The 24,455-nt window shown below is 70.8% G+C and carries 26 protein-coding genes and 1 pseudogene; 14 read left to right on the top strand and 13 right to left on the bottom strand.

Annotated features, from left to right (window positions below; all coding sequences use genetic code 11):
* The first annotated feature begins 81 nt into the window (after positions 1-81).
* From yajC to ACYQPG_RS13580, 5 genes are all read left to right on the top strand, one after another.
* The gene (gene yajC / locus ACYQPG_RS13600; RefSeq protein ID WP_147907605.1) at positions 82-417 is read left to right on the top strand and encodes a preprotein translocase subunit YajC; all 336 of its coding nucleotides are present in this window, start codon (positions 82-84) and stop codon (positions 415-417) included.
* Positions 418-474: 57 nt separating this feature from the next.
* The gene (secD, locus tag ACYQPG_RS13595) at positions 475-2,079 is read left to right on the top strand and encodes a protein translocase subunit SecD (RefSeq protein ID WP_147907606.1); all 1,605 of its coding nucleotides are present in this window, start codon (positions 475-477) and stop codon (positions 2,077-2,079) included.
* 233 nt (positions 2,080-2,312) lie between these two features.
* Complete coding sequence (gene secF / locus ACYQPG_RS13590) at positions 2,313-3,254, top strand: protein translocase subunit SecF (protein ID WP_147907607.1); 942 nt, start codon at positions 2,313-2,315, stop codon at positions 3,252-3,254.
* A gap of 12 nt (positions 3,255-3,266) precedes the next feature.
* Complete coding sequence (locus tag ACYQPG_RS13585; RefSeq protein ID WP_147907608.1) at positions 3,267-3,665, top strand: Mth938-like domain-containing protein; 399 nt, start codon at positions 3,267-3,269, stop codon at positions 3,663-3,665.
* Positions 3,665-4,543 (top strand): phytoene/squalene synthase family protein, encoded by an 879-nt coding sequence (locus ACYQPG_RS13580; protein ID WP_419829635.1) that lies wholly within the window; start codon positions 3,665-3,667, stop codon positions 4,541-4,543. The genes ACYQPG_RS13585 and ACYQPG_RS13580 overlap by 1 nt, the downstream gene beginning before the upstream one ends.
* Positions 4,544-4,842: 299 nt before the next feature.
* On the opposite strand, the pseudogene ACYQPG_RS13575 reads toward ACYQPG_RS13580, so the two are convergent.
* The 7 genes and pseudogenes from ACYQPG_RS13575 to ACYQPG_RS13545 all read right to left on the bottom strand — a co-directional run.
* Positions 4,843-5,148: pseudogene (locus ACYQPG_RS13575) on the bottom strand (DUF6883 domain-containing protein); the annotation flags it as partial.
* 41 nt (positions 5,149-5,189) lie between these two features.
* Entirely contained in the window at positions 5,190-5,441 is a 252-nt protein-coding gene (locus ACYQPG_RS13570) for a DUF4926 domain-containing protein (RefSeq protein ID WP_147938385.1), read from the bottom strand.
* Positions 5,442-5,486: 45 nt separating this feature from the next.
* Positions 5,487-6,134, bottom strand: a complete 648-nt coding sequence (locus ACYQPG_RS13565; RefSeq protein WP_147938384.1) for a protein-L-isoaspartate O-methyltransferase family protein — start codon at positions 6,132-6,134, stop codon at positions 5,487-5,489.
* Complete coding sequence (gene surE, locus ACYQPG_RS13560; protein WP_147907613.1) at positions 6,131-6,895, bottom strand: 5'/3'-nucleotidase SurE; 765 nt, start codon at positions 6,893-6,895, stop codon at positions 6,131-6,133. Before surE ends, ACYQPG_RS13565 begins: the two co-directional genes overlap by 4 nt.
* Positions 6,895-8,253: a serine--tRNA ligase gene (gene serS / locus ACYQPG_RS13555; RefSeq protein ID WP_461231132.1), complete on the bottom strand. Its 1,359-nt coding sequence runs from the start codon at positions 8,251-8,253 to the stop codon at positions 6,895-6,897. The genes surE and serS overlap by 1 nt, the downstream gene beginning before the upstream one ends.
* A gap of 91 nt (positions 8,254-8,344) precedes the next feature.
* Positions 8,345-8,710: a YybH family protein gene (locus tag ACYQPG_RS13550; RefSeq protein ID WP_147907615.1), complete on the bottom strand. Its 366-nt coding sequence runs from the start codon at positions 8,708-8,710 to the stop codon at positions 8,345-8,347.
* A 116-nt stretch (positions 8,711-8,826) separates the two neighbouring features.
* A complete protein-coding gene (locus ACYQPG_RS13545; RefSeq protein ID WP_147907616.1) occupies positions 8,827-9,270 on the bottom strand; it encodes an OsmC family protein in 444 nt (147 codons plus the stop codon).
* A gap of 151 nt (positions 9,271-9,421) precedes the next feature.
* On the opposite strand from ACYQPG_RS13545, the gene ACYQPG_RS13540 reads away from it, so the two are divergent.
* On the top strand, positions 9,422-10,288 hold the full coding sequence (locus tag ACYQPG_RS13540; RefSeq protein WP_419829633.1) for an ATP-binding protein: 867 nt from the start codon (positions 9,422-9,424) through the stop codon (positions 10,286-10,288).
* Positions 10,289-10,641: 353 nt separating this feature from the next.
* Here ACYQPG_RS13540 and dut read toward each other — a convergent pair whose 3' ends face one another.
* Both dut and ACYQPG_RS13530 read right to left on the bottom strand, forming a co-directional pair.
* A complete protein-coding gene (gene dut, locus ACYQPG_RS13535) occupies positions 10,642-11,112 on the bottom strand; it encodes a dUTP diphosphatase (protein ID WP_461231131.1) in 471 nt (156 codons plus the stop codon).
* Entirely contained in the window at positions 11,109-11,990 is an 882-nt protein-coding gene (locus tag ACYQPG_RS13530) for an HpcH/HpaI aldolase/citrate lyase family protein (protein WP_147938379.1), read from the bottom strand. Before ACYQPG_RS13530 ends, dut begins: the two co-directional genes overlap by 4 nt.
* 95 nt (positions 11,991-12,085) lie before the next feature.
* Here ACYQPG_RS13530 and ACYQPG_RS13525 point away from each other — a divergent pair, with 95 nt between their 5' ends.
* The 3 genes from ACYQPG_RS13525 (at position 12,086) to ACYQPG_RS13515 (ending at position 14,140) form a co-directional block, all read left to right on the top strand.
* A complete protein-coding gene (locus ACYQPG_RS13525; protein ID WP_147907620.1) occupies positions 12,086-12,826 on the top strand; it encodes a DUF429 domain-containing protein in 741 nt (246 codons plus the stop codon).
* A gap of 90 nt (positions 12,827-12,916) precedes the next feature.
* Positions 12,917-13,432, top strand: coding sequence for an NUDIX hydrolase (locus ACYQPG_RS13520; protein ID WP_147907621.1), 516 nt, complete (start codon positions 12,917-12,919; stop codon positions 13,430-13,432).
* Positions 13,433-13,477: 45 nt separating this feature from the next.
* Positions 13,478-14,140, top strand: coding sequence for a carbonic anhydrase (locus ACYQPG_RS13515; protein WP_419829632.1), 663 nt, complete (start codon positions 13,478-13,480; stop codon positions 14,138-14,140).
* Positions 14,141-14,585: 445 nt separating this feature from the next.
* On the opposite strand, the gene ACYQPG_RS13510 is transcribed toward ACYQPG_RS13515, so the two are convergent.
* The gene (locus tag ACYQPG_RS13510; protein WP_419829631.1) at positions 14,586-15,290 is read right to left on the bottom strand and encodes a DUF4142 domain-containing protein; all 705 of its coding nucleotides are present in this window, start codon (positions 15,288-15,290) and stop codon (positions 14,586-14,588) included.
* A 207-nt stretch (positions 15,291-15,497) separates the two neighbouring features.
* Between ACYQPG_RS13510 and ACYQPG_RS13505 the strand changes: the two genes are divergently transcribed.
* The 5 genes from ACYQPG_RS13505 to nudC all read left to right on the top strand — a co-directional run bounded on the left by ACYQPG_RS13505 (position 15,498) and on the right by nudC (position 19,612).
* Entirely contained in the window at positions 15,498-16,646 is a 1,149-nt protein-coding gene (locus tag ACYQPG_RS13505) for an acyltransferase family protein (RefSeq protein ID WP_461231130.1), read from the top strand.
* Between the two features lie 27 nt (positions 16,647-16,673).
* Positions 16,674-17,537, top strand: a complete 864-nt coding sequence (locus tag ACYQPG_RS13500) for a universal stress protein (RefSeq protein WP_147909551.1) — start codon at positions 16,674-16,676, stop codon at positions 17,535-17,537.
* A gap of 61 nt (positions 17,538-17,598) precedes the next feature.
* A complete protein-coding gene (locus tag ACYQPG_RS13495; RefSeq protein ID WP_461231129.1) occupies positions 17,599-18,204 on the top strand; it encodes a hypothetical protein in 606 nt (201 codons plus the stop codon).
* 82 nt (positions 18,205-18,286) lie between these two features.
* Positions 18,287-18,706 (top strand): HIT domain-containing protein, encoded by a 420-nt coding sequence (locus ACYQPG_RS13490; protein WP_147909553.1) that lies wholly within the window; start codon positions 18,287-18,289, stop codon positions 18,704-18,706.
* A 6-nt stretch (positions 18,707-18,712) separates the two neighbouring features.
* Positions 18,713-19,612: an NAD(+) diphosphatase gene (gene nudC, locus ACYQPG_RS13485; RefSeq protein ID WP_147909554.1), complete on the top strand. Its 900-nt coding sequence runs from the start codon at positions 18,713-18,715 to the stop codon at positions 19,610-19,612.
* A 211-nt stretch (positions 19,613-19,823) separates the two neighbouring features.
* Here the strand turns inward: nudC and ACYQPG_RS13480 are convergent, their stop codons facing one another.
* From ACYQPG_RS13480 to ACYQPG_RS13470, 3 genes are all read right to left on the bottom strand, one after another.
* Positions 19,824-19,949, bottom strand: coding sequence for a hypothetical protein (locus ACYQPG_RS13480; protein ID WP_281407045.1), 126 nt, complete (start codon positions 19,947-19,949; stop codon positions 19,824-19,826).
* An 89-nt stretch (positions 19,950-20,038) separates the two neighbouring features.
* Positions 20,039-21,517: a siroheme synthase CysG gene (cysG, locus tag ACYQPG_RS13475; protein ID WP_419829629.1), complete on the bottom strand. Its 1,479-nt coding sequence runs from the start codon at positions 21,515-21,517 to the stop codon at positions 20,039-20,041.
* A gap of 154 nt (positions 21,518-21,671) precedes the next feature.
* A complete protein-coding gene (locus ACYQPG_RS13470; RefSeq protein ID WP_461231128.1) occupies positions 21,672-24,368 on the bottom strand; it encodes a molybdopterin-dependent oxidoreductase in 2,697 nt (898 codons plus the stop codon).
* Between the last annotated feature and the right edge of the window lie 87 nt (positions 24,369-24,455).

Here is a 24,455-nt window from a genome sequence, read left to right as displayed (position 1 = left end):
CTATAGTCCGCGCGCTTTCAGACAGGTCTGCGGACGCCGCTTCCGGCGGCAGGCCTGCGTGCCAATCGCAGGAGACGCTCGTTGATCACCCCCGCCTTCGCGCAAGGGGCCGCTACGGCCGCTGGCGGAGCGGAGATCGCCTTTCAGGTGATCCCGTTCGTCCTGATCTTCGTGATCATGTATTTCCTGATCCTGCGACCGCAGCAGAAGCGGGTCAAGGACCACCAGGCGCTGATCAAGGCCGTGCGCCGGGACGACACGGTCGTCACCAATGGCGGCCTCGTCGGGCGGGTCGTGAAGGCCGTCGACGACCAGGCGGAGATCGAGGTCGAGATCGCCCCGAACGTCCGCGTACGGGTCGTCCGGACGATGATCTCCGAGGTCCGCGCCAAGGGCGGACCGGCCAAGGCCGTCTGACACCTTCCATGAAGCGGCCGGCGTAACCCGCCGGCCTGACAGAGAAAACATCGGCCGATGCTGCGCTTCTCCCGTGCGAAGATCATCACGACCCTCGCGGCGATCCTGATCGGTCTGATGCTCGCCGTGCCGAGCTTCTTCTCGCCCGAGCAGCGCAAGGGCTTCGTGGCGAGCCTCCCGACCTGGTTCCCGACCTGGATCGTCCCGACCCGGGGCATCGTGCTCGGCCTCGACCTGCAGGGCGGCTCGCAGCTGCTGCTGGAGGTGGACCAGAACGAGCTGATCGCCTCCCAGGCCAAGGCCCTGCGCGACGACGTGCGCCGCACGCTCCAGCAGGAGAACGTCCGGGCCGACGGTGGCATCGGCCTGCTCCAGCGCGGCGTCCAGGTGAAGGTCGCGGACGACGCGGCCCGGGCCAAGGTCCTGCCGAAGCTGCAGGACTTGTCGCTGCCGATCACCACGTCGATCGGCCAGACCGCCGCCCGCACTCTCGACATCACAGAGCAGCCCGGCGGCGTGATCCGCCTGGCGCTCACCGATGCCGGCATCACCGACCGGACACGGCGGGCCGTGAGCCAGGGCATCGAGGTCATCCGCCGGCGGCTCGATTCCACCGGCACCACCGAGCCGTCGATTCAGCAGCAGGGCGCCGACCGGATCCTGATCCAGGTCCCGGGCGAGCAGAACCCGGAGCGCCTGGAAAGGCTGCTCGGCTCCACCGCCAAGCTCGAGTTCCGCATGCTGGCCGACAGCCCCTCGGGCGACGTCGATATGCTGCCCTCCAAGGACGAGAAGGGCGCCAAGGTCCCGGTCGAGCGCCGGGTCATGGCGGATGGCGGCGAGCTGACCGACGCCCAGCCGGCCTTCGACCAGCAGTCGCATGAGCCGATGGTCAGCTTCAAATTCAACCTGCGCGGAGCCCAGCGCTTCGGTCAGGCGACCTCGGAGAATGTCGGCCGGCGCATGGCGATCGTGCTCGACAACGAGGTCGTGTCGGCTCCGGTGATCCGCTCTGCGATCACCGGCGGCTCGGGCCAGATCACCGGTAACTTCACGGTTCAGCAGGCCAACGACCTGTCCGTCCTGCTCCGGGCCGGCGCCCTGCCGGCAAAGTTCACCGTGGTCGAGCGCCGCGTCGTCGGCCCCGGCCTCGGCCGCGACTCGATCCAGGCCGGCAAGCTCGCGACCCTGGTGGCGGCGGGCCTCGTGGTCTGCTTCATGTTCGCCACCTACGGGACCTTCGGGTTCATCGCCAACATCGCCCTGATGGTCCATGTCGGGCTGATCCTGGGCCTGATGTCGGTGCTGGAGGCGACCATGACGCTTCCGGGCATCGCCGGCATCGTGCTCACCATCGGCACGGCGGTGGATTCCAACGTGCTGATCTACGAGCGCATGCGCGAGGAGAGCCATGCCGGCCGCTCGCTGATCTCCGCGCTCCAGGCCGGCTTCGATCGGGCCTTCGCGACGATCATCGACTCGAACTCGACCATGGCGATCGCCGCGCTGATCCTGTTCTTCCTCGGCTCGGGGCCGGTGAAGGGGTTCGCCGTGGTGTTCATCCTCGGCATCCTGACCACGGTCATCACCGCGGTGACGCTGACCCGGATGATGATCGCGGTGTGGTATAAGACGTTCAGGCCGAAGGCCCTGCCGTTCTAAGGCTTCGAATCTTCCGAGGAGGTTGGCCGAGCGATCAGACACCGACCCGTCATCCCGGGGCCGCGAAGCGGAGCCGGGGATCCAGAGCCGCCGCCGGCGCCCGATCCTGTCGCCGCCGTGCGTCTGGATCCCGGGCTCGCCTACGGTGCCCTGGACTGGCGGAGCGAGCGGGATGAGCCCGCGTCGATCATCCGGAGGCCCCTCGCGCCCGATACGCGAACCGAGACGAAACCATGCGCCTGCTCCGCCTCTGGCCCGATGAATCGCATTTCGACTTCATGCGCTTCCGGCGGCTCACCTTTCCGCTCTCGGCGGTGCTGTCGCTCGTCACCGTGGTGCTGTTCCTCACCATCGGGCTGAACTTCGGCATCGACTTCAAGGGCGGCACCCTGGTCGAGCTGCAGGCCAAGTCCGGCACTGCCGACGTGGCTGCGATCCGGCACACCGCGGTGGGCTTCGGCTTCGGCGAGCCGGAGGTGCAGGAACTCGGCAACCAGGGCACCGTGCTGGTCCGCCTGCCGCTCCAGCCCGGCGAGCAGGGCCAGACCGCCGTGATGAACAAGGCGCACGCCGCCTTCGACGCCGATTACGATTTCCGCCGCACGGAGACGGTCGGCCCGCGCGTATCGGGCGAGCTGGTCCAGTCGGGGACGCTCGGCGTCGTGCTGTCGGTGGTCGCGGTGCTGCTCTACCTGTGGTTCCGATTCGAGCGCGAACTGGCGCTCGGCGCCATCGTCGGCACGCTCCACGACATCGTGCTCACGGTCGGCGTGTTCATCATCACCCGTATCGAGTTCAACATGACCTCGATCGCCGCGATCCTGACCATCGTCGGCTACTCGCTCAACGAGACCGTGGTGGTGTTCGACCGGACCCGCGAGCTGATGCGACGCTACAAGACGATCCCTACGGTCGACCTGCTCAACCTGTCGATCAACTCGACCATGTCGCGGACCGTGATGACCTCGATCTCGTCCGGCCTGTCGCTGCTCGCGCTGGTGCTGTTCGGCGGCGAGGCGATCAAGGGCTTCGCCACCGTGATGCTCTGCGGCGTCGTGATCTGCACCTACTCGGCGATCTTCGTGTCGACTCCGGTGTTGATCTATCTGGGGCTGATGCTCTCGGGCGCCCGCGCGGCGGCCGAGCGGTCCGGTGTCCCGCAACCCGCGGAGTAGTTTGTCCCCGAGATGGCCGAGCAGCCGAGTCCGAAGAGTTTCGAGTCCGGCTTCGTGCCGGGGCGCCACATCATCGACACCTACGGCAATGGCGGCTTCCGCTTCGCCGGGATGTCGCATCGCGGCTCGCTCCTGCTCCTGCCGTCGGGCGTTCGGGCGTGGGACGTGACGTCGCCGAAGGCGATCGACCGCACGGCCCTGCGCCCGGTCCAGGCCGAGGCGGCGGAGATCGAGCTGCTGCTGGTCGGCACTGGCCTCGACATCGCGGCGATCGATCCGTCCCTGCGCGGCTGGCTCAAGGATGCCGGCGTCGGGCTGGACGTGATGCAGACCGGGGCGGCGGCCCGAACTTACAACATCCTGGTGGCCGAGAACCGGAAGGTCGCGGCCGCCCTGATCGTGGTCGATTGATGCCGGAGGTCGATGACAAGCCCGCCGAGACCGGCCTGGCTTTCGCGCAGACCCATTGCGAGCAGCTGGTCCGCGACGGAGACCCCGACCGTTATTATGCGACCTTGTTCGCCCCGGCCGCCGCCCGCCCGCACCTCTTCGCCCTCTATGCCTTCAGCCTGACCGTCGCGCGGGTGCGCGAGGCGGCCTCGAACCCGATGGCCGGCGAGATCCGCCTGCAATGGTGGCGCGACGCCCTCCAGGGCGAGGCCCGGGGTGACGTGCGCGCCAACCCGGTTGCGGCGGCGCTCGAGGAGGCGATCCGGGTCAACCGCCTGCTGCGGCAGCCCTTCGTCGACCTGATCGATGCCCGGGTGTTCGACCTCTACGAGGACCCGATGCCCCGGGTGAACGACCTGGAGGGCTATTGCGGCGAGACCGCCTCGGCGCTGTTCCGGTTGGCGAGCCTTGTGATCGGCAACGGCACCGAACCGGGCGGCGCGGGGGCCGCCGGCCATGCCGGCGTCGCCTATGGCATCACCGGGTTGCTCCGCGCCCTGCCGTGGCATGCCCGCTCGGGGCAGGTCTACCTGCCGGCGGACATCCTGGGCCGCTACGGAGTGACCCGCGAGGACATCACCAGCGGCCGCGGCGGCCCCGGCCTGCGTCGGGCCTGCGCCGACCTGCGCGACCTCGCCCGGACCCATCTCAAGGCTTTCGAGGCCGCTCGTCCGGCGATCGCACCGCTCGCCGGTACGGCGTTCCTGCCGGTGGCCCTGGTCGAGCCCTACCTGGCGACGATGGAGCGGGCGAGCTACGACCCGCTCAACACCATCACCGACCTGCCCCGCTGGCGGCGGCTGTGGTGGTTGTGGCGGGCGTCGCGGCGGATTTCTTAGGGGAGGCGACGCCCTTTTCCGGACGCCGGCGACGCAGTGGACGGCGGTCCGGAATCCGGCAGAGGAAGTGTCGCGCAGCAGCACGATCGAGAAGCAACGCAGACGCTTCGCGGCGTCATGTGCTTGGTCTAGGGTCGCTTTCCGCTAACGCTGCATGCGCCCGGGAAAGGGGTGGTGCTCGGGACGGCATCGCCATTGCGAGCGCAGCGAAGCAGCCCGGTGCGACAGCCCACCGGGTCGGCTTTTGAATTCAATCGGTAATGAACCGGCACGAGCTTTGAGAATGGTGCCAGACCATCTTAGGCAGGGATTAGGGTCAGAGGCACGGCGGTGACGAAGCAAGCGTTGCGCGCGGCATCGAGGCGCCACACCGTGCGCACCTGCGGATTGCGTCCATCGGGCGTGACGAGAGGCCCCGCGAAGATCACTTTCACGTCGCCGCGCCCAGACATCGTCTCCACCACGAAGGTGGTGTCCGCCGGGTGATCGAGGAGGGCGGCTGAGGACGTCAGGGGATCGTGCATCCCGAATCCGGAGCGCTTGAAGAAGCGTGCTTTCGGACCCCCTCCGATATGGATTTCATCCAGGAGGTAGCTGCTGATCGTGCGCGGGTCGAGCGATCAGCTCAGAGGCCAGTCCGGGAGGGTCAAGCCGGCCCGCGCTTCACGAGGCGGAGGTCGCTGGCCTCGACCGTCGCGAGGGCGCCCATCGGATGCGCAAACTCGACGTCGCAGGCTTCCCCGTCCCGCCAGATTCCGACGATCGTTCCCTCGGTGCCGGGCTCCATTGTCACGCCGTCGTCAGTTATCGCATGCGCCCTCAGCGCCACCCGGTCGAGGTCCCGAAGGTCCGACTGCGGCTCCTCGCGCCTGACGCTGTAGAATGCGTCGACCGACATGTCGGCGGGATGGCGGGTCGTGCGCGACGACGCAAGGCTTCAGCCTCACAGCACCCGCGCCAAGCCCGGCACCAGCCCCGCCAAACGTATCGGTGGCCCGAGTTCCGGGTCCGCATCGGGGGTCGCCAGCGTCGCGATCCGGCACCGGCCCTCTCGGCTGAGGCCCGTCACCAGGCGCCCGCCCGGTTCGAGGGCCGCGCGCCAGTGCGCCGGGATGGCGTCGACGCTGCCATGGACCAGGATGCGGTCGAAGCCGCCGTCCGGCAGCTCCGGGGCGAGGCCGTCGGCCCGGACGACGTGCACCTCGGACTGGGCGGCGAGCCGCGCGGCGGCCTCATGGGCGAGCGTCGCGTAGCGCTCCAGGCTGAGGACGGCCCCGGCCCCGAGCCGGGCGAGCAGCGCCGTGACGTACCCTGAGCCGGTGCCGATCTCCAGGACACGGAGACCGGGTTCGATCCGCAGCAGCGCCAGCATCTGGGCCACCTGCGTGGGCGCCGTCATCGAGGCGCCGCAGGGCAGCGGCAGGGCGAGGTCGCGCCGAGCCTGGGCGCGGTGGGCCTCGGGGGCGAACGGCTCTCGCGGGACCAGCTCCATGGCCCGCAGGATCGCGGTGTCCCGCATCCCCCGGCCGCGGAGCGCCATGACGAAGGCCGCGTTGCCGGCAGCCTCCTCGAGGCTGCCCAGGTCGATCACGCCGAGAAGGCCTGCGCAAAGCGGGTGAGCGTCGGCTCGTCCGTGAGGTCCAGGCGCAGGGGCGTCACCGAGATCTTCTTCTCGGCGATCGCCTTCAGGTCCGAGCCGTGGCCCGGCTCGAACCGGGCCTTGGCGAAGGCCAGCCAGAAATACGGGTTGCCGCGCCCGTCCATCCTTGCATCGATCGACAGCAGCGCCTGGTTGCGGAAGCCCTGCGCGGCCACCGCAATGCCCTGCACGTCGGCCGGTTCGCAGTCCGGAAAATTCACGTTGATCAGGATGCCGGGCTCGATGCCGGTCTCGAGGATCTTGCGGATCACCTTCGGCCCGTGCTCGCGGGCGCAATCCCACTTGAGATTGGTCCGCCCGCCCGCGCCGTAGGCCTGGCTCAGGGCGATCGAGCGGATGCCGAGGATCGTGCCCTCCATGGCGGCCGCGATCGTGCCCGAATAGGTCACGTCCTCGGCGACGTTCTGGCCGCGGTTGACCCCCGACAGGACGAGATCCGGCCCGTGCTCGCCGAGAATGTGGCGCACGCCCAGGATCACGCAGTCGGACGGCGTGCCCTTCACGGCGAAGCGCTGCTCCGAGACCTGCCGCAGGCGCAGCGGGTCGTTCAGCGACAGCGAGTGCGAGACGCCGGATTGGTCGCTCTCGGGCGCCACCACCCAGACGTCGTCGGACAGCTCCCGGGCGATCTCCTCCAGGGTGGCGAGCCCCGGCGCGTGGATGCCGTCGTCGTTGGTGACTAGGATGCGCATCAGCGGGCCCCTTCGATCCGGTTGAGCCCGCCCATGTAGGGGTGGAGCACCGACGGGATCGTGATGCTCCCGTCCGGGTTCTGGTAGTTCTCCATCACGGCGATGAGGGCGCGGCCGACCGCCACCCCCGAGCCGTTCAGCGTGTGGACATAGGCCGGCTTGCCGTCCTTGCCCCGGTAGCGGGCGTTCATCCGGCGGGCCTGGAACGAGCCGCACACCGAGCACGACGAGATCTCGCGGTGGGTGCGCTGGCCGGGCACCCAGACCTCGATGTCGTAGGTCTTCTGGGACGCGAAGCCCATGTCGCCGGTGCAGAGCGTCATCACCCTGTAGGGCAGATCGAGTTTCTTCAGGACCGCCTCCGCGCAGGTGAGCATGCGCTCGTGCTCGTTGTCGGATTCCTCCGGCGTGGTGATCGAGACTATCTCGACCTTGTTGAACTGGTGCTGGCGCAGCATGCCGCGGGTATCCCGCCCCGCCGCACCGGCCTCGGCCCGGAAGCAGGGCGTGAGCGCGGTGAAGCGCAGGGGCAATTCCTCTTCGCGCAGGATGGATTCGCGGACGAGGTTGGTCAGCGGCACCTCCGCGGTGGGGATGAGCCAGAATTTTTCAGACGTGCTCCGGCCGGCCTCGTCCTGATCTCCCGGGGTCACGCCGATCTCCTGCGCCTTCGGGGCATCGAGACCCTTGAAGACCGAGAACTGATCATCCTCGAATTTCGGCAGCTGCGCGGTGCCGAACATCGCGGCGTCCCGCACCAGTACCGGCGGCGCCACCTCCAAGTACCCGTGCTCCTGCGTGTGCAGGTCGAGCATAAACTGGCCGAGCGCGCGTTCCAGCCGGGCGAGCTGGCCCTTCAGCACCACGAAGCGCGAGCCGGAGAGCTTGGCGGCGGATTCGAAATCCATCAGCCCGTTGGCCTCGCCGAGCTCGAAATGCTCGCGGCCCTCGGTCAGCCGCTCGCGGGTCGAGGCGTGGCTGCGGTAGACCACGTTGCCGTGCTCGTCGGCGCCGTCCGGCACGTCGGACTTGGGCTGGTTCGGGATCGCGGCGAGTTTTTCGGACAGCGCCGCGTCGGCCCGGTCCTGCGCCGCCTTCAAGTCGGCCTCGGCGCTTTTGAGCGCGGCGACCTCGGCCATCAGGTCGGCCGCGCGCGCCTCGTCCTTGGCCTTCTTGGCGCCGCCGATCTCCTTGGCGAGCGCGTTGCGCCGCTCCTGGTTGGCCTGGGCCGCCGAGACCGCGGACTTGCGGGCCTCGTCGAGGCCGATCAGCGCGGACGAGAGCGGCTTGAGGCCCCGGCGGGCGAGGTCGCGGTCGAAGGCGTCCGGGTTGTCCCGGATGGCGCGGATGTCGTGCATCGTGTCGGCTCGGATCTGCGGCGCACGAGGCTCGGCGCGCGCGGCCCCCGCTTTGCCGCATCGCGTCCGGTGGGACAAGCGCAGGCCGTCCTCACGCCTTCGGCGGCGCGATCTTCAGCTGGTCGATCGCCCAGAGCCAGGTGCCGTCCGGCTGCGCGCGGGCGACCTCCACGGACAGCGCGCCGTTGGGCAGCCGGGCGAAGGTCAACGCGAGGGCGCCGTTGCGCACGGGCTCCAGCGTCTCGGGGGCCGGGAAGTCGGACTTGCGCGCCAGCAGGTCCGTGTAGAAGGCCCGGATCTCGGCATGACCCGTGGCCACGACGCGGCCGGCGGCCAGCACCGCGTCAGGCTCGTAGAGCGCCACCAGGCCCTCGACATCGCCGGCATTGGCCCGCTCGTTGAAGAGCTGGGCCAGCGCCGCCGGCTCGGTGGCAGCGTGTCGGTGATCGTGGGCCACGGGCAACTCCTGTGTAGGCTATGAGTGTGTGACATCTCGGGCCGCGCGCCCGGATGTTTGAGATGTCGGCCGCGACGCTGCGGGAAGGTCCGAAACGCCACACGTCCAGCCGGCGCTCATGCGAGCCGCGCCCCGTCGGCATCCTCCACCGAGACCGCCACCGGGATCCCGGCCTTCACGCTCTCCGAGACCGTGCAGAAGCGTTCGAACTGCTCCAGCACCCGGTCGATCCGGGGCATGGCCTCGGCCGCGGCCCCCAGCCGGATGCGCACGTCGATCCCGCCGATCCGCAGGCGGCCCTCCGGGTTGCGTGCCATCCGGCAGGTCGCCTCGGCGGCGACGCCCTGCGCGTCCTGCCGGAACTTGCCGAGGGCGAAGACCAGGCTGGCGCAAAGGCAGTTCGCTACGCCCGATGCCAGCAGCTGCTCGGGGATCGGACCTGTGCCGCCGCCGACCGGGGGCGCCTCGTCGGTGAGGAGGCCCGGAAGGCCCGCACCGAAATCGACGGAGAAGACGTAAGCCCCGACCTGGGTGATCCGGATCGTCGGTCCCGCATCCATCCGCGCCCTCCCGGGGCCGACCCGACCGCCCTCGCGGAGGATTCAACGCCCGATCCGGCTTCGCGTTCGAGCCGCACGGGGACGGATGATTTCCGCCACCGAACGCCGTAGTACGGTTGCTCGACCGATCCGGAAGCGAACCCCCGATCCGATGACGAGCCTCGAGACCCTGATGCCGCTCCTGGAGCGGATCGCCACCGCCCTGGAGCGCGCCGCGCCGCCCGCCCAGCCGGCCTTCGACCCGAACGCCGCCGACGCTTTCCTGTGGGGACCGGAGCGGCGGCTCACCCCGGTGCCACAGGTGGCGCGGGTGGAGATCGGCCTGCTCACCGGCATCGACCGGGCGCGCGACACGCTGATCGAGAACACCGAGCGCTTCGCCCGCGGCCTGCCGGCCAACAACGCCCTGCTGTGGGGCGCCCGCGGCATGGGCAAGTCCTCGCTGGTCAAGGCGGCCCATGCCGAGATCAACGCCCGCCGTCCCGAGGGTGCGCGGCCGATGAAGCTGGTGGAGATCCACCGGGAGGATATCGAGGCCCTGCCCGACTTGATGGCCCTGCTGCGGCCCGACCCGCATCGCTGGCTGGTCTATTGCGACGACCTGTCCTTCGACGGCGACGACACCTCGTACAAGTCGCTCAAGACCGCGCTGGACGGCGGCATCGAGGGCCGGCCTGGGAACGTCCTGTTCTACGCCACCTCGAACCGCCGGCACCTGCTGGCCCGCGACATGGTCGAGAACGAGCGCTCCACGGCGATCAACCCCGGCGAGGCCGTGGAGGAGAAGGTCTCCCTCTCGGACCGGTTCGGCCTCTGGCTCGGCTTCCACAAATGCAGCCAGGACGAGTTCCTGGCGATGATCCGCGCCTATGCCGAGCGCTATGGCCTGGACCTGCCCGCGGAGCGCCTGCGCGCCGAGGCCCTGGAATGGGCCACCACCCGGGGCTCCCGCTCGGGCCGCACCGCCTTCCAGTTCATCCAGGACCTGGCCGGGCGGATGGGGAAGGTGCTGGATTGAGGCGTTTGACCGCCTAGAACATGCGCGGCATCCCGGCGGACGCAGCCTCAGACGGTCATCGGCGGCGGGATCGGTGGATGCGCCGAGATCGGTCCACGCACCGTGTCGTCCCCGTCTCCGGCGCCCCGCCGGGACGACACGGTGAATCGTTCGGCCGCCGTCGTATCTCGGGAGTCGACCTTCGACTGGTCGGCACGGCGCGATACGTCAGGGCATGTTCGGCTTGGGCCTTGCGACCCATCGGCAGCTACGTCGGGCTCGCGCGATACGAGGTGATCGCCTTCGGGAATGATCTGGCTTGAGGGGCGGGGCGCCAACCGGCGATCTCCGTCACCCGCGTATCGCCCGGGGCCCTACCGACCGCTCGACCCGAACCCCCCTGCCCCACGGCCCGAACCCGAACCGGGCTCGTCCTCCAGCACGGTGAGGACCGGCCGGGTCACGCGGGTGAAGACCAGTTGGGCGATCCGGTCGCCCGGCTCGATCCGGATCGGCCGCGCGTCGTCGCGATTCCAGGCCGAGACCATCAGGGGGCCTTCGTAATCCGCGTCGATCACTCCGGTGCCGTTGCCCAGCACCAAGCCGTCCCGGTGGCCGCGTCCGGAGCGCGGGAAGATCAGGCCGCACCAGGCGGGGTCGCGGATCAGCACGCAGAAGCCCGCCGGGATCAGGGCCGGTGCGCCCCGGGGCGGCAGCGTCAGCGGCGCGTCCAGGCAGGCCTGGAGGTCGAGCCCGGCCGCCGCCGCCGAGCCCCAGCGCGGGAAGCCCCAGCCGGGCAGCCGCGGGTCGAGGAGACGCAGGCCGACCTCGGGGAGCTCGTTCACGCGCCGAGCCGTTCGATCGCCTCGGCCAAGGCCAGGGTGCGCCGCGCGGCCTCGACATGGAGGCGCTCGACCATGCGCCCGTCCAGCGCGATGACCCCGTAGGCCTGGGTCTCCGGCGCGTCGAAGGCCGCGGCGACCCGGCGGGCCTCCGCGATCTCGGCCGCGTCGGGTCCGAACGCGGCGTTGGCCGGGCCGATCTGGCTCGGGTGGATCAGCATCTTGCCGTCGAAGCCCAGGTTGCGGCCTTCGGCGCATTCCGCTTCAAATCCCGCCGCGTCGTCGAGACCGGAAAAAACCCCGTCGATTGCCTCGATCTCGTAGGCCCGGGCGGCGGCCAGGACATTCATCAGCCAGGGCACCAGGGCGGCCCGGCCCGGGGGGCGGATCCGGGCCGCCTTCACGAGGTCGTTGGGGCCGATCACCAGGGCGGCGAGCCGTCCATCCACGTCCCGCGCGGCCCCGGCGATCTCGGCGGCGTTCACCACCGCCATCGGGGTCTCGATCATCGCCCAGATCCGCGTCGCCGCGGGCGCCCCAAGCCGGCGCAGGCGGGCGCCCACCGCGATCAGCGCGTCGGAGCTGCGCACCTTCGGCACCAGGATCGCATCCGGGCCGGCGCCGGCCAGCGCCGCGAGGTCAGCCTCGCCGTCCTCGGTCTCGGGCGGGTTGATCCGCACGACCACCTCGCGCGAGCCGAAGCCCGATCCCGAGACCGCCGCGGCCACGAGGGCGCGGGCCTCGGCCTTCTTCTCCGGCGCGACCCCATCTTCCAGGTCGATCAGGATCACGTCGGCGGGCAGCGTGCGCGCCTTGTCGAGGGCGCGGGCGTTGGAGCCGGGCATGGCCAGCACGCTGCGACGGGGACGGATCTCGCTCATCACGCTTCTCCCGGGCCGGCGGCGATGCCCTTGCGGTCGCCGATAGCTTTCCACCGCGTCCCGGGCAAGAACGGATCGCGGGATGCGGGGACGGGATGGCGCGCTGGGTCGCGGGGCTGGACGGCTGCCGAGGCGCCTGGGCGGGGGCGCTCCTCGACCTCGACGATCCCGGTCGGTACCGCTGCGCCCTGTTTCCCGACGTGGCCGCACTCCTCGACGCGCCGGAGCAGCCGCTGATCGTCGGCATCGACGTGCCGATCGGCCTGCCGGACCGGATCGTTTCCGGCGGCCGGGGTGCCGACAGGGCCGCCCGCCTCCGGCTCGGCCCGGCCCGATCGTCCGTGTTCCCGATGCCGGCCCGGGCGGCGGTCTACGCGGCGGATTACGACGCGGCCAAGGCCATCGCCCGGGCGACGAGCGACCCGCCCTTCGCGCCCTCGATCCAGGGCTACAACATCTTCCGCGCCGTCCGCGCGGTGGACACGCTGCTGCGGGCGCGGCCGGTGGCGTTGGCACGCGTCCACGAGGTTCACCCGGAGGTGGCGTTCCACGCCCTGAACGGCCTCCGGCCCCTCGGCCTGCCCAAGAAGGGCGCCCGGGCCCGCGAGGGCCTCGCCCTGCGCCGGAGCCTGCTGGAGGCTGCGGGCTTGCCGGTCGCCCTGATCGAGGTCCGCGCCAAGGGCGTGCCGGCCGACGACCACCTCGACGCCCTCGCCGCCTTGTTGGTGGCACGGGACATCCTCGAGGGCACCGCGGTGCCGCTGCCGGACCCGCCTGAGCGGGATGGGTACGGCCTGCCGGTGGTGATCTGGGCGCCGGCCGCGCGGGTGCTGTGACCCGCCACCTCGAGGTCTTGTGATCGCTCACAACTTGGTGATCGCGGCTGAGCGGTGTCCGTCTGTGGCCTCGTGCTCTAGCTCAATTGCATGAGCGAACCGAACACACCCGCGATCCGCCACATTGCCCGGGCGATCGTCCTCGACCCGCAGGACCGGATCCTGCTGATCGCGTACGCCTCCGTCCACGCCAAGGGGCCGGACGGCGAGCCGCTGCGCTTCTGGTTCATGCCCGGTGGCGGACTGGAACCCGGCGAGGACCACGTCACCGCCTGCCGCAGGGAGCTGGGCGAGGAGATCGGCCGCGATGACGTCGCGATAGGCCCGCAGGTCGCGGCCTGCGACGGCCCGTTCCACCTGTTCCGCCAGTCGCGGGATGCCCGGGAGCGCTACTTCCTGGTCCGCCTGCCCGACGACCGGGTCGATACCAGCCAGCTCGCCGAGACCGAGGACAACCCGGTGATCGGAACCCGCTGGTGGCCGCTGGCCGAACTCAAGGCGAGCGGCGAGCGCGTCGAGCCGGCGGGGCTGGCCGATCTCGCGGCCGATCTCGCGGCCGGGACTATTCCGCCTCGGCCGCGCGTTCTGACTTGGCACGATCGCTGACCCGGATCTCGCATCTGCGAAGATCCCGAACCTCAAGGAGACGGCATGTTCCCTGAATTCCTGACCGAGGGCTACCGCGCGTTCCTGGCCGACCGGTTTCCCACCGAGCGGCGGCGCTTCGCGCAGCTCGCTCAAAGCCAGGAGCCTCAGATCCTGGTGATCAGCTGCTGCGACAGCCGGGTGGCCCCGGAGGCGATCTTCGATGCCGGCCCCGGTGAGTTGTTCGTGATCCGCAACGTGGCCAACATCGTGCCGACCTACGAGCCGGACGGAGCCTATCACGGCACCTCGGCGGCCATCGAGTTCGCGGTCCAGGCGCTCGAGGTGAAGCACATCGTCGTGCTCGGCCACGCCACCTGCGGCGGCATCAAGGCCTTCGCCAACAAGGCCGCGCCGCTCTCGAGCAGCAACTTCATCGGCAAGTGGGTCTCGCTGGTGGGCGCCGCGGAAGCGAAGGCGGGTGATTCGAGCGCGCCGGACTACCTGACCCGGATGGAGCACGCCATGGTCAGCCAGAGCATGGAGAACCTGCTGAGCTTCCCGTTCATCAAGGAGCGGGTCGAGGATGGCCGGCTCAACATCCACGGTGCGCATTTCGGCGTGGCCAACGGCGTGCTGCTGGTCCGGAATCCGGAGACCGGCGACTTCCACCCCGCGGTGGACGATTCCGGCCGCAAGATCCTGCCGACCGCGGTGGCTTGCGACTGAGGAACCCCTCGGACGGCTCGACATTCCGGCTTGAGGTGTTCTGCGGGGCGTCTCAGGCCGGGGGGCTGCATACCGGATGCTGCGGTCGCCAACTGGCAGATGCGCGTCGCCGCTCTTCGCGTATCGGTTGTCGCTTGCGAAAGCTGTAAGGCGCTTAAGCGTCTGCAGGGCTCGACGAACGCGCCTCCCCACGAGGGAGAGAGGAAGCAGGTTCCGCACCGATACTTACGGCTTGACGTCTACCATCTGCGGCTCCGCGAGCCCGCAAGGTCGAGTGGCTCGTCGCACCTTCGAACACGATGACGTCTGGCCGCATCTGCTTCCGGGGTGGCTTCGCTGCACCCGCAAGAACGGTGCAGTGCGCGGTCAGAGACAGGGCGAGGCGGCGTGCTCGCGCACGCCGCCTCGCCCTGTCACCCGGCCGGGGCCGGGATATCCTAAACGATCACATGGCGCCCGGCAGACGCTGGGCGTGATCGAAGTGCATCTGCAAGGCCGGCAGGGCCTGCTGGGCGTAGTTGCGCAGGGCCGGGTTCGGGCCGCCCTGGGCGTAGGCCTGCGTCATGGCGATCGACATCTGGTGCGCCTGGATCTGCTGGCTGGCGTAGAGACGGTCGAAGCGTGGGCCGGCCGGGGTCGCGGACAGCTCGGCGAGCATCGCCTGCTGCTCGGGGCTCGGCGGGACGACAGTCGAGGCGCCGGTGGCCATGGCATCGCCGCGTCCGAGGCGACTGCCCGCCGCCGCGCCGCTGGCCGCGCCGGTGCCGACGCCCTGAAGGCCGCCGACCGGGCCGCCCGCCAGGGTTCCGCCGACCACGCCGGTCGCTGCGCCGACGCCTGCGCCGACTGCGCCGCCCGCCACCGCCAGCGGTGCCGTCACGAAGCCGCCGAGGCCTTCGTCCCGGGCCGCCATGTAGTTGCTCTCGCCGCCCGACAGCGCCACGTTGGCGGCGCGATGGTCGCGGATGACTTCCTGGGCGAACGACCGAACCTTGGGATTACGCGACTTCGACAGGGCGATCTGCGAGGACTGGACCTCAAAGGCGTTCGCCTGCATCGACTGCAGGCGGAAATCGTTCGCGCCCTGTGCAAAGGCGGGGGTCGATAGCGCCAGGACGAGCGCGGACGCGGCAGCGTAGTTCTTCAGCATGGAAACCTCGATTACGTGTGAAGACGCGAAGCGGCCCGCGGGGCCAGCAAAGATCCGGTCCTGGTCGAAGGTCCAAGATCTTGCAGCCGAAACGGTACGGCGACACGTTCGCGAATTAGTTCGACAACGGGGCTATCGACTTATGGTTCCTGCCGTTTTTTACTGAGAGCCCGGGATTAGAGGAACTCCATTTGTGTTGAAGGCTCCGTGACCCTGTTCGGAATCCAGATCCTGCGCGCCGCTGCTGCGCTCATGGTGGTCTGGCATCACGCGCGCCACGAGTCCGGGATGATGGCTGCCCGCGGCGCCGGCCCGACCCTCGATCCCGGGACGCTCCTGCCATGGTGGGGCGGGGTCGACCTGTTCTTCGTGATCTCTGGTTTCGTCATCGTCCATGCGAGCGGCCGGCTGTTCGGGGCGCCGGGCGGACGCGCCCGCTTCCTGGCGCACCGGGTCGCCCGGGTCGTCCCCCTGTACTGGCTGGTGAGCCTGATCGTCCTGGCCCTCGCCATCGCGCGCCCCGACTGGCTGGGCGAGGCCGCGGCCCTCGTCAGAGAGCCGGGCACGATCCTGGCCGGATTCCTGTTCTGGCCGGCGGCCCGGCCGGACGGCACCATCCAGCCCCTCTACGGCCTTGGCTGGACCCTCAATTACGAGGTGTTCTTCTACGGCCTCTTCGCCCTGGGGCTGGGCTTCGGCCGGCGCGGCGCCGTGGCCTGGCTCGCCCTTGCGCTGGTGCTGCTGGTGTCCGTGGGTGCGCTCGTGCCCGCCTTGCCGGTGCCGGTCCGGTTCTGGGCGAACCCGATCGTGCTGGAATTCCTGGTCGGGGCTGGGCTCGCCCTCGCCCATCGGGAGGGTCTTCGGCCTGGATCCGGGGTGCGTCTCGGGCTCGGGGTGATGGGTCTCCTGGGTCTAGCCCTGGCCGCCCGCCTGCTCGGCGACGACGGGTCCGCCGACGGGGTCCTCCGCCCCCTGCTCGTCGGCCTGCCATCCGCCCTCCTGGTGACCGCCGCCCTCGGGCCGGCGCGGGATGCCGCTCAGGTCGCGGCCCTGCCCGCCTTGACGCGGGGGCTCGTGATCCTGGGGAACGCCTCCTACGCGCTGTACCTCGTCCACCCCTTCGCGCTGCGCCTCGGGCGCGAGGCGCTGCTGCGGCTCGGCCTCGCCCCGGTCCTGCACCCCTGGGGCAGCGTCGTTGTGATGCTCGCCGGCAGCGTCGCGGCTGCCCTGCTGGTCCACCGGTTCGTCGAGCGGCCGCTGAGCCGCTGGGCGCGCGACCACCTGGATCCCGGCGCCGCGCAAAACCGTGTGCGCCCCGTCCCGGCCCCGGTTCCCACCGGGCCTCGGGCGGATTAGCCTCGCGCACCGGAGGAGGATGCCGCGATGAAGACTTTGCTCGTACCCGTCGCGATGCACGACGGCCTGACCTCCGTGTTCGAGACGACGCGGCTCGCGGCGTCGCGCTTCGGCAGCCTGATCGAGGGCGTATCCCTGCGCCCTGCGCTCGCCGAGTACGTCCCCGTCGACATGGTGGGCGGCATGACCTGGCTGCGCGACGAGGAGGCCGACCGCGCCGAGGCCGAGGAGGCCGGCGGCCGCTTCGTCGCCTTCATGGACGCGGCCGGGATCCCGCGGCACGCCCGCGACGGCCTGTGCATCCCCGAGAAGGTGGCGGATGCCGGGCCGCGCTACCGCTGGCGGCAGGACGTGCCCACCGGCGACGCGTTCCTCGGCCAATACGCCCGGCTGTTCTCGGCCACCGTGGTCGGACGCCCGGGGACCACCGACAACGCCCCGCGGATGACCACCTTCGAGACTGCGCTGTTCGAGGGCGGCCGGCCGATCCTGCTGGCGCCGCCGGTCGCCCCGACGTCGCTTGGAGAAGCGATCCTGATCGCCTGGAACGGCTCTACCGAGACCGCCCGGGCGGTGGCCTTCGCGATGCCGTTCCTGCGACGGGCCGAGCGGGTGCTGGTGCTCAGCGTCGAGGGCGGCATGGTCCCGGGGCCGAGCGCCCAGGACCTCGCCCAGGCGCTGGCCTGCGAGGGCGTGGCCGCCTCGCATCGCTCCCTTCCGTCCGGCCGGCGCGCGCCGGGCGAGACCTTCCTGGCCGAAGCCAAGGCGTTCGACTGCGACCTCCTGATCAAGGGCGCCTACACCCAGAGCCGCCTGCGCCAGATGATCTTCGGAGGTGTCACGAGCCACGTGCTGGCCCATGCCGACATGCCGGTGCTGATGGCGCATTGACCGCGACTGGAACCGTCGTCCGCCCCTGGCGTTCGGCCCCCGCAGCCGGACCAGGATCCCCGTGACGAAATCGCGAACCCGCTTCCTCCTCGCAGCCCTTCTGATGGCCGTGACGGCGACCGCCGTCCGGGCGCAGCCGAGCACCGTCCGGTTCCGCGGTACCATCGTGTGGGCCGAGGCCGACCGCCTGCAGATCCGCCGCGCCGGCGGCAGCACCCTGACCCTGCGGATGAACCCGCGGACCCGGGTCTTCGCGGTGACCGAGGCGGCCGTGCGCAACATCAAGCCCGAGAGCTACGTCAGCGTGCTCGCCGGCTCCGAGGTCGAGCCGCGGCGGGCGACGGCCGTGACCGTGTACTCGCCTTCCGAGCGCGGCTTCGAGGCGGGCAGCCAGACCTGGGATACCGAGCCGGGAGCGACGTTCACGGCTGGCTGGGTCTCGGACCTGCGTGGCGGACGTCCGCTCGGCCTGACCCTGGGCTTCGGCGGCGGTCAGGCCAGCTTCTCGGTTCCCGCCGGGACCCCGGTCACCGCGATGGCGCCCGGCGAGAAGGCCCTGCTGGAGCCCGGCGCGGCCACCACGATCTTCGCCCGGTCCGGGCCGGACGGCGCCCTCGATGTCGGCACGATCGCGGTGGGCCGGCAGGGCGCCGTGCCTTCGTTCTGACCGAAGCTTTGCGCCGGTTGCGTCATCGCTCCGCGCATCCGAGGCGCGCGCCGGCGCGCAGGCTGCGCTACACCGTCGTGCCATGACCGAGTCCGCCTTCCTCCTCGATCCGCGCCTCTCTGCCGACACCGTCGAGGTGGGCGACCTGACCCTCTGCCGCGTCCTGCTGATGGACGATGCCCGGTTCCCCTGGCTGATCCTGGTCCCGCGCCGCCCCGACGTCTCCGAGATCACAGATTTGTCCGAGGCCGATGCCGGGGCACTGTGGCGGGAGATCCGCATCGCCACCGGGGTGATGCAGGCGCTGTCGAAGCCCGACAAGGTCAATGTCGGGGCGTTGGGCAATGTCGTGGCGCAGCTCCACGTCCACGTCATCGGCCGGTTCCGATCCGACCCGGCCTGGCCCGGGCCGGTCTGGGGCTTCGAGACCCGGAAGCCCTACCCGTTCCATGCCCGCGCCCAGCTGATCGAGCGCGCTGGCACCCTGTTCTCCGCGGCCTGAACCCGAATGACCGATCCCCGCGACACCCTCGGCTTCGTCCGCAACCGCCTCGACCGGCACTCGGCCGAGCAGCCCGAGGAGGCGGTGCCTCCGTTCGACGCGCCGGACGCGCGCCTCGTCCTGATCTGCGGCGACCGGATCGTGCTGCGCGGGGCGACCGCGCTGATCACCCCGGCCGAAGCGCCGGACCCGTCCGGCACGCGCATCTTCCTGGGCCATCGGGACGGAAGGCCGGTCTTCGCCGCGTCGGCACCGGCCGAGGCCGCGGAGGGTTTTGCCGCCGGCGAGACCCGTACCCTAGACCTGCGCGCCATCGCGACCGAAAACGCCGTCGAGGCCGAGGAGCTGGGCCTGCTGGCGGTGGCCAAGTCGATGCTCGATTGGCACGCCCGGCACGGCTTCTGCGCCAATTGCGGCACGGCCACCGTGGCGAAGGCCGGGGGCTTCCGCCGGGAATGTCCGTCCTGCAACGCCCACCATTTCCCCCGGGTCGACCCGGTGGTGATCATGCTGGTGCGCCGGGGCGAGACCTGCCTGCTCGGGCGCGGCCCACATTTCCGCCCGCACATGTATTCCTGCCTCGCCGGCTTCCTGGAGCCCGGCGAGACCATCGAGGACGCGGTGCGCCGGGAGGTGTTCGAGGAGACGCGGATCCGGGTCGGCGCGGTCACCTACCGGACCTCGCAGCCCTGGCCGTTCCCGTCCTCGCTGATGCTGGGCTGCGCCGCCGAGGCCCTCGACGGCGACATCGTCACCGATCCGAGCGAATTGGAGGACGCCCGCTGGTTCGACCGCGCCGCGGTCGCCGCCATGCTGGCCGGCACCCATCCCGAGGGCATCCAGTCCCCGCCGCCCATGGCGATCGCCAACTACCTGATGCGGGCGTTCGTGGCCGGCGAGACCTGAGCCACTCGCCGCTTCAGCCCATCGGAAACCGCCGGCGGCATCGACGGCGCTCAACGGTTCCGAGCGGTCCGGTACGCCTCATCCCCACCGCGCTTCCTCACGGCGACCACGGTCACGGTGATCGCCGCATCGCTGACTCGGTAGACCAAGCGGTGCCCGGAGGCGCGTCGATCCGCTCCATCCTGGCTTCGCAGGCGGCCGGAGGGGCCTTTTAGGCCATGACCCGATTGGGGTTGAGGATCGCGACCCGCTCGCCCTGCGCTGCGCTCGACACACCGGCCGGACCCTCCTCCAGATCCGACACGCTCAAAGCCCGGTTCGCCAGCACGGCTCGCATCGCGATCGTCGAGAGATTTCATTCCTCGGGGCGTAACGCGATGCCAGGATCAGTACCGACTTTCGACCCAGGACCGATCCGTCTCGGCCTCAGATCGCCAAACGCTCCGGCACCGTCTCGGGGGCCACCGCCGCCCGCGTCTCCGAAAAGGCCTCGCCGACCATCAGCAGCGCAGGCCCGTCGAGGCCCGCAGCCTCGACCCGGTCGGCAAGGTCGGCGGCGGTGCCGCGCAGCGAGGCCTGGTTCTGGCGGCTGACGTTGAAGACGAGGAGCGCCGGGGTCGCGGGCGCCAGCCCCTCGTCCACGGCCCGGGCCAGCAGCGCCCGGAGCGTGCGCTTGGGCATGTAGACCACCGTGGTGACGCTCGGATCGGCGAGGGCACCCCAGTTCAGGTCGTCCGGCAGGGCGCCGCGGCGGTCGTGGCCGGTGACGAATTGCAGACGGCGGGCAGCGTCGCGGTGGGTCAGCGACAGGCCCAGCGCGGCCGCGGCCCCCTGCGCGGCCGAGATGCCCGGCACCACGGTGACGGGAATGCCCGCAGCCCGGCAGGCATCGATCTCCTCGCCGGCCCGGCCGAACACCAGCGGATCGCCGGATTTCAGCCGCACCACCTGCTTGCCGGTGCGGGCCAGCTGAACCATCAGCGCGTTGATGTCGTCCTGGCGGCAGGACGGGCCGTGACCGGTCTTGCCGACCAGCATGGTCCGCGCCTCCCGGCGGGCATAGTCCAGGATCTCGGGGGCGACGAGGTCGTCGTACAGGATCACGTCGGCGTTGCGCAGCGCCCGCAGGGCCTTGAGCGTGAGCAGCTCCGCGTCGCCCGGACCGGCGCCGACGAGGCTCACCGCGCCGCCCTTCGGCGCCGCCTCAGTCTCCCCCAGCAGCTCGGCGAGGTCCTGTTGCGTCGGAGCGCGGTCCGGCTCCGCGAAGGCGCGATCGGTGAAGCGTTCCCAAAAGCTGCGTCGCTCACTGAACCCGTGGAACCGGGCGGTGACGCCGTCCCGCCAGTCGCGGGCGGCCCCGACCCAGCGACTGAACCCGCGCGGCAGCATCGCCTCGATCCGGGCGCGCACGGTCTGGCCGAAGACCGGCGCCGCGCCCTCCGTGGAGATGCCGACGACCAGGGGCGAGCGGTTGACGATGGCGCCGAACTTGACGTCGCACAGGTGCGGCCGGTCCACCGCGTTGACGATCGCGCCGGCGCCGCGGGCCGCGACTACGAAGGCGACGCAGTCGGCCTCGTCCTCCATGGCGCCGATGCAGAAGGCGGCCCCCCAGAGGTCGTCGGGTGTCCAGGCGCGCTCGTGAAGGGCCACGCTGCCGTCGACGATCTCGTCCGGCACCGCACGGAGCTCGTCGCTGGGCTGCGGCGCGTAGACGTCGACATGGGCGCCTGCGGCGGCCAGGACCTTCACTTTCCAAGGCGCCCCGCCCGAGGATCCGGCGAGCACCACCCGCTTGCCACGCAGGGGCACGAACACCGGCAGCACCGCCAGCGGCTCCAGGCCGGCGGATTGGGTCTCGCGGGGTGCGCGGGCCGCGCGCAGGAGGCTTGGGGTGTCGGTCACGAATCTATCCTGAGCCTACATCGTGCCGGTCATCCCAACCGACAACCTCATCCTGAGGTGCCGCGTCGCCGCTGCCGCTCCGCGCCCGCATCTCAGGATGAGAGGGGCTGGCGGGACGGGCCGATCCGTTCTCGATTGGGCATATATCAAAGAATCATGCGGCGCGGGCAGTCTGGCCGGGGAGCATCTTGCGGATCTCGGGGATGCAGGAGCCGCAATTCGTGCCCGCCTTGCAGGCCGCGCCCACCGCCGCGACGGATCCGGCCCCCGCCGCGATGGTCGCGGCGATCACGTCGGCACCGACCCCATGGCAGGCGCAGACCACCGGGCCGGCCGGCGCGGTGGCGGCACGGCCCGAGAGCAGGGCACGGCGCTCGGCCGCCTCGGGGGCCTCGATGGCGAACAGGGCCTTGGCCGTTTCCCAGTCCGGGCGGGCCTCCGCGGGGGCATAGGCGAGGCACGCGACCAGCCGCGCACCGTCGTAGACGGCGCAGCGGTAGCGGTCGCGGGCATGGTCGGCGTATTCGGCGAGTTCGTAGCCGGCGAGCGCCTCGCTCTGGATCAGCCCGCGGACCATCAGCGCCACGGCGCTGGAACTGGCCGCGGTGGCGAATTGTACGCCCCATCCGCCGGTGATCGCCGCCCGTGCCCACCACCAGCCCTCCGGCAGCGCCACCTGACGGCGCGACAGCAGGAAGCCCCGAGCCCGGTAGGCGACGGGCGCGATGGCGGCAGGCGTCGCCTTCAACTCGGGCTGGCCCGAGACCGGGTCCGGCACGCCGCGGACCAGGCCCCCGACCCGGGCCTTCGACGCGTGGGCGCTGCCCCAGTGCATCGGCATGAACAGGCAGCCCGGTACCACCGTGTCCGTGACCATCACCTCCAATTCGGCTTCGCCGTGCTCGGTCCACAGGCGGGCGATGCCGCCCTCGGTGAGGCCGAGGCCGGCCGCGTCGTCCGGATGCACCTCGACGAACGGCACGGCACGGTGCGCCGAGAGGCGCTGGCTTTTCCCGGTGCGGGTCATCGTGTGCCAGTGGTCGCGCACCCGGCCGGTGTTGAGCACGAACGGGAACGCCTCCGAGACCGCCTGCGCCAGGCCCGGTGGCTGCACCGCCACGAAGCGGGCGCGCCGGTCGAAGGTGTAGAACCGCCCGTCGCCGAACAGCCGGGCCTTGCCCTGCGGCGCGCCCCGCGGGCCGGATCGCTTCGGGATCGGCCATTGCACCGGCAAGGCGCTCTCGTAGGCGGCGTCGCCGATGTCGGTGAGCGCGCCGAGATCGAAGTCGCGGGTGCCGTTGTTCTCGTAGGCCGAGAGCCCGGCATGCTCGCGGAACACCGCCGCCGCGGAGTCGAACGCGAAGGCCCGGCCGTGGCCGAGCCGGCGGCCGATGTCGGACAGCACCGCCCAGTCGGCCCGCGCCTCGCCTGGGGGCGCCAGGAACCGGCGCTGCCGGGAGATCCGCCGTTCGGAATTGGTGACCGTGCCGTCCTTCTCGCCCCAGGCGAGCGCGGGCAGCAGCACCGTAGTCTTGCCGAGACCCCGCACCGTGTCGGAATCGGCCATCACCTCGGAGACGACGTAGAGGTCGAGCCCGTCGAGGGCGTCGCGGATCACGTCGGCCCGCGGCATCGAGACCAGCGGGTTGGTGCCCATCACCCACAGGGCCTTGATCCTGCCCCGGCAGATCGCCTCGAACAGGGCCACCGCCTTCATGCCCTCGCCGGTGACGATCCGGGGCGCACCCCAGAACCGGCGAACCCGGTCCACCTCCTCGGGGGCGAAGTGCATGTGGGCGGCCAGCATGTTGGCCAGACCCCCGACCTCGCGGCCGCCCATGGCGTTGGGCTGGCCGGTGAGCGAGAACGGCCCCATCCCGGTCTCGCCGATGCGGCCGGTGATCAGGTGGCAGTTGATGATGCTGTTGCCCTTGTCGGTCCCCTGGGCCGACTGGTTCACACCCTGCGAGAAGGCGGTGACCACCCGGCGGGTGCCCGCGAACAGGTCGTAGAAGGCGGCGATGTCGGCGAGCGGTACCCCCGTCGCGGCGGCGACCGTCGCCACGTCCGGCGCGATGAGGCGGGCGCGATCCAGGGCGGCATCGAGCCCGGCGGTGTGGGCCTCCACGAAGGCCCGGTCGCGGAAGCCGTTATCCGAAAGGTGCACGAGCAGCCCCGAGAACAGCGCCACGTCGCTGCCGGGCCGGATCCCGAGGAACAGGTCGGCCTCCTGGCCGGTCTGGGTCCGGCGCGGGTCGATCACCACGAACTTGGTGCCCCGACGGGCCTTGGCGTCGGCCATGCGGCGGAACAGCACCGGGTGGCACCAGGCGGCGTTGGACCCGACCATGACGATCAGGTCGGCCTCGTCCAAGTCCTCGTAGCAGCCCGGTACGGTGTCCGAGCCGAAGGCGCGGCGATGGGCCGCCACCGCGCTCGACATGCAGAGCCGCGAATTGGTGTCGACATGCGGCGTGCCGATGAAGCCCTTCGCCAGCTTGTTGGCGACGTAGTAATCCTCGGTGAGAAGCTGCCCCGAGAGGTAGAACGCGATCGATTCCGGACCTTGCGCCTCGGCCACCGCGCGCAGTTTTTCCGACACGGTCGACAGCGCCGCGTCCCACGAGGCCTGGACGCCATCGACCTGCGGGTGGAGCAGGCGGTTCTCCAGCGACAGGGTCTCGCCGAGTGCCGAGCCCTTCGAGCAGAGCCGGCCGAAATTGGCCGGGTGCTCGGAATCGCCCGCGATCGCCGCGCCGCCGTTCCCGTCCGGGGTCGCGAGAACGCCGCACCCGACACCGCAATAGGGGCAGGTTGTCCGCACCGCCGGGTCTGCCACGGACAGGGTCATGGCTGAATCCTCGAAACTTCTGTGTTCGACGGCGGCCGCAAGGGGCGGGCCGCCTATTCCCTCCCCCGCAGAGGGGGGAGGGTTTCA

The sequence above is a fragment of the Methylobacterium sp. CM6246 genome, assembly GCF_054818005.1.
This window is presented reverse-complemented; position numbering and strand designations above follow the sequence as displayed.

Bases quoted from the DNA above. Each gene is read 5' to 3' on its own strand.
- secD (WP_147907606.1), top strand. From the start codon at position 475: ATGCTGCGCTTCTCCCGTGCGAAGATCATCACGACCCTCGCGGCGATC.
- secF (WP_147907607.1), top strand. From the start codon at position 2,313: ATGCGCCTGCTCCGCCTCTGGCCCGATGAATCGCATTTCGACTTCATG.
- ACYQPG_RS13585 (WP_147907608.1), top strand. From the start codon at position 3,267: ATGGCCGAGCAGCCGAGTCCGAAGAGTTTCGAGTCCGGCTTCGTGCCG.
- ACYQPG_RS13580 (WP_419829635.1), top strand. From the start codon at position 3,665: ATGCCGGAGGTCGATGACAAGCCCGCCGAGACCGGCCTGGCTTTCGCG.
- ACYQPG_RS13570 (WP_147938385.1), bottom strand. From the start codon at position 5,441: ATGTCGGTCGACGCATTCTACAGCGTCAGGCGCGAGGAGCCGCAGTCG.
- surE (WP_147907613.1), bottom strand. From the start codon at position 6,895: ATGCGCATCCTAGTCACCAACGACGACGGCATCCACGCGCCGGGGCTC.
- serS (WP_461231132.1), bottom strand. From the start codon at position 8,253: ATGCACGACATCCGCGCCATCCGGGACAACCCGGACGCCTTCGACCGC.
- ACYQPG_RS13545 (WP_147907616.1), bottom strand. From the start codon at position 9,270: ATGGATGCGGGACCGACGATCCGGATCACCCAGGTCGGGGCTTACGTC.
- ACYQPG_RS13540 (WP_419829633.1), top strand. From the start codon at position 9,422: ATGACGAGCCTCGAGACCCTGATGCCGCTCCTGGAGCGGATCGCCACC.
- ACYQPG_RS13530 (WP_147938379.1), bottom strand. From the start codon at position 11,990: ATGAGCGAGATCCGTCCCCGTCGCAGCGTGCTGGCCATGCCCGGCTCC.
- ACYQPG_RS13525 (WP_147907620.1), top strand. From the start codon at position 12,086: ATGGCGCGCTGGGTCGCGGGGCTGGACGGCTGCCGAGGCGCCTGGGCG.
- ACYQPG_RS13520 (WP_147907621.1), top strand. From the start codon at position 12,917: ATGAGCGAACCGAACACACCCGCGATCCGCCACATTGCCCGGGCGATC.
- ACYQPG_RS13515 (WP_419829632.1), top strand. From the start codon at position 13,478: ATGTTCCCTGAATTCCTGACCGAGGGCTACCGCGCGTTCCTGGCCGAC.
- ACYQPG_RS13510 (WP_419829631.1), bottom strand. From the start codon at position 15,290: ATGCTGAAGAACTACGCTGCCGCGTCCGCGCTCGTCCTGGCGCTATCG.
- ACYQPG_RS13500 (WP_147909551.1), top strand. From the start codon at position 16,674: ATGAAGACTTTGCTCGTACCCGTCGCGATGCACGACGGCCTGACCTCC.
- ACYQPG_RS13490 (WP_147909553.1), top strand. From the start codon at position 18,287: ATGACCGAGTCCGCCTTCCTCCTCGATCCGCGCCTCTCTGCCGACACC.
- nudC (WP_147909554.1), top strand. From the start codon at position 18,713: ATGACCGATCCCCGCGACACCCTCGGCTTCGTCCGCAACCGCCTCGAC.
- ACYQPG_RS13480 (WP_281407045.1), bottom strand. From the start codon at position 19,949: ATGCGAGCCGTGCTGGCGAACCGGGCTTTGAGCGTGTCGGATCTGGAG.
- ACYQPG_RS13470 (WP_461231128.1), bottom strand. From the start codon at position 24,368: ATGACCCTGTCCGTGGCAGACCCGGCGGTGCGGACAACCTGCCCCTAT.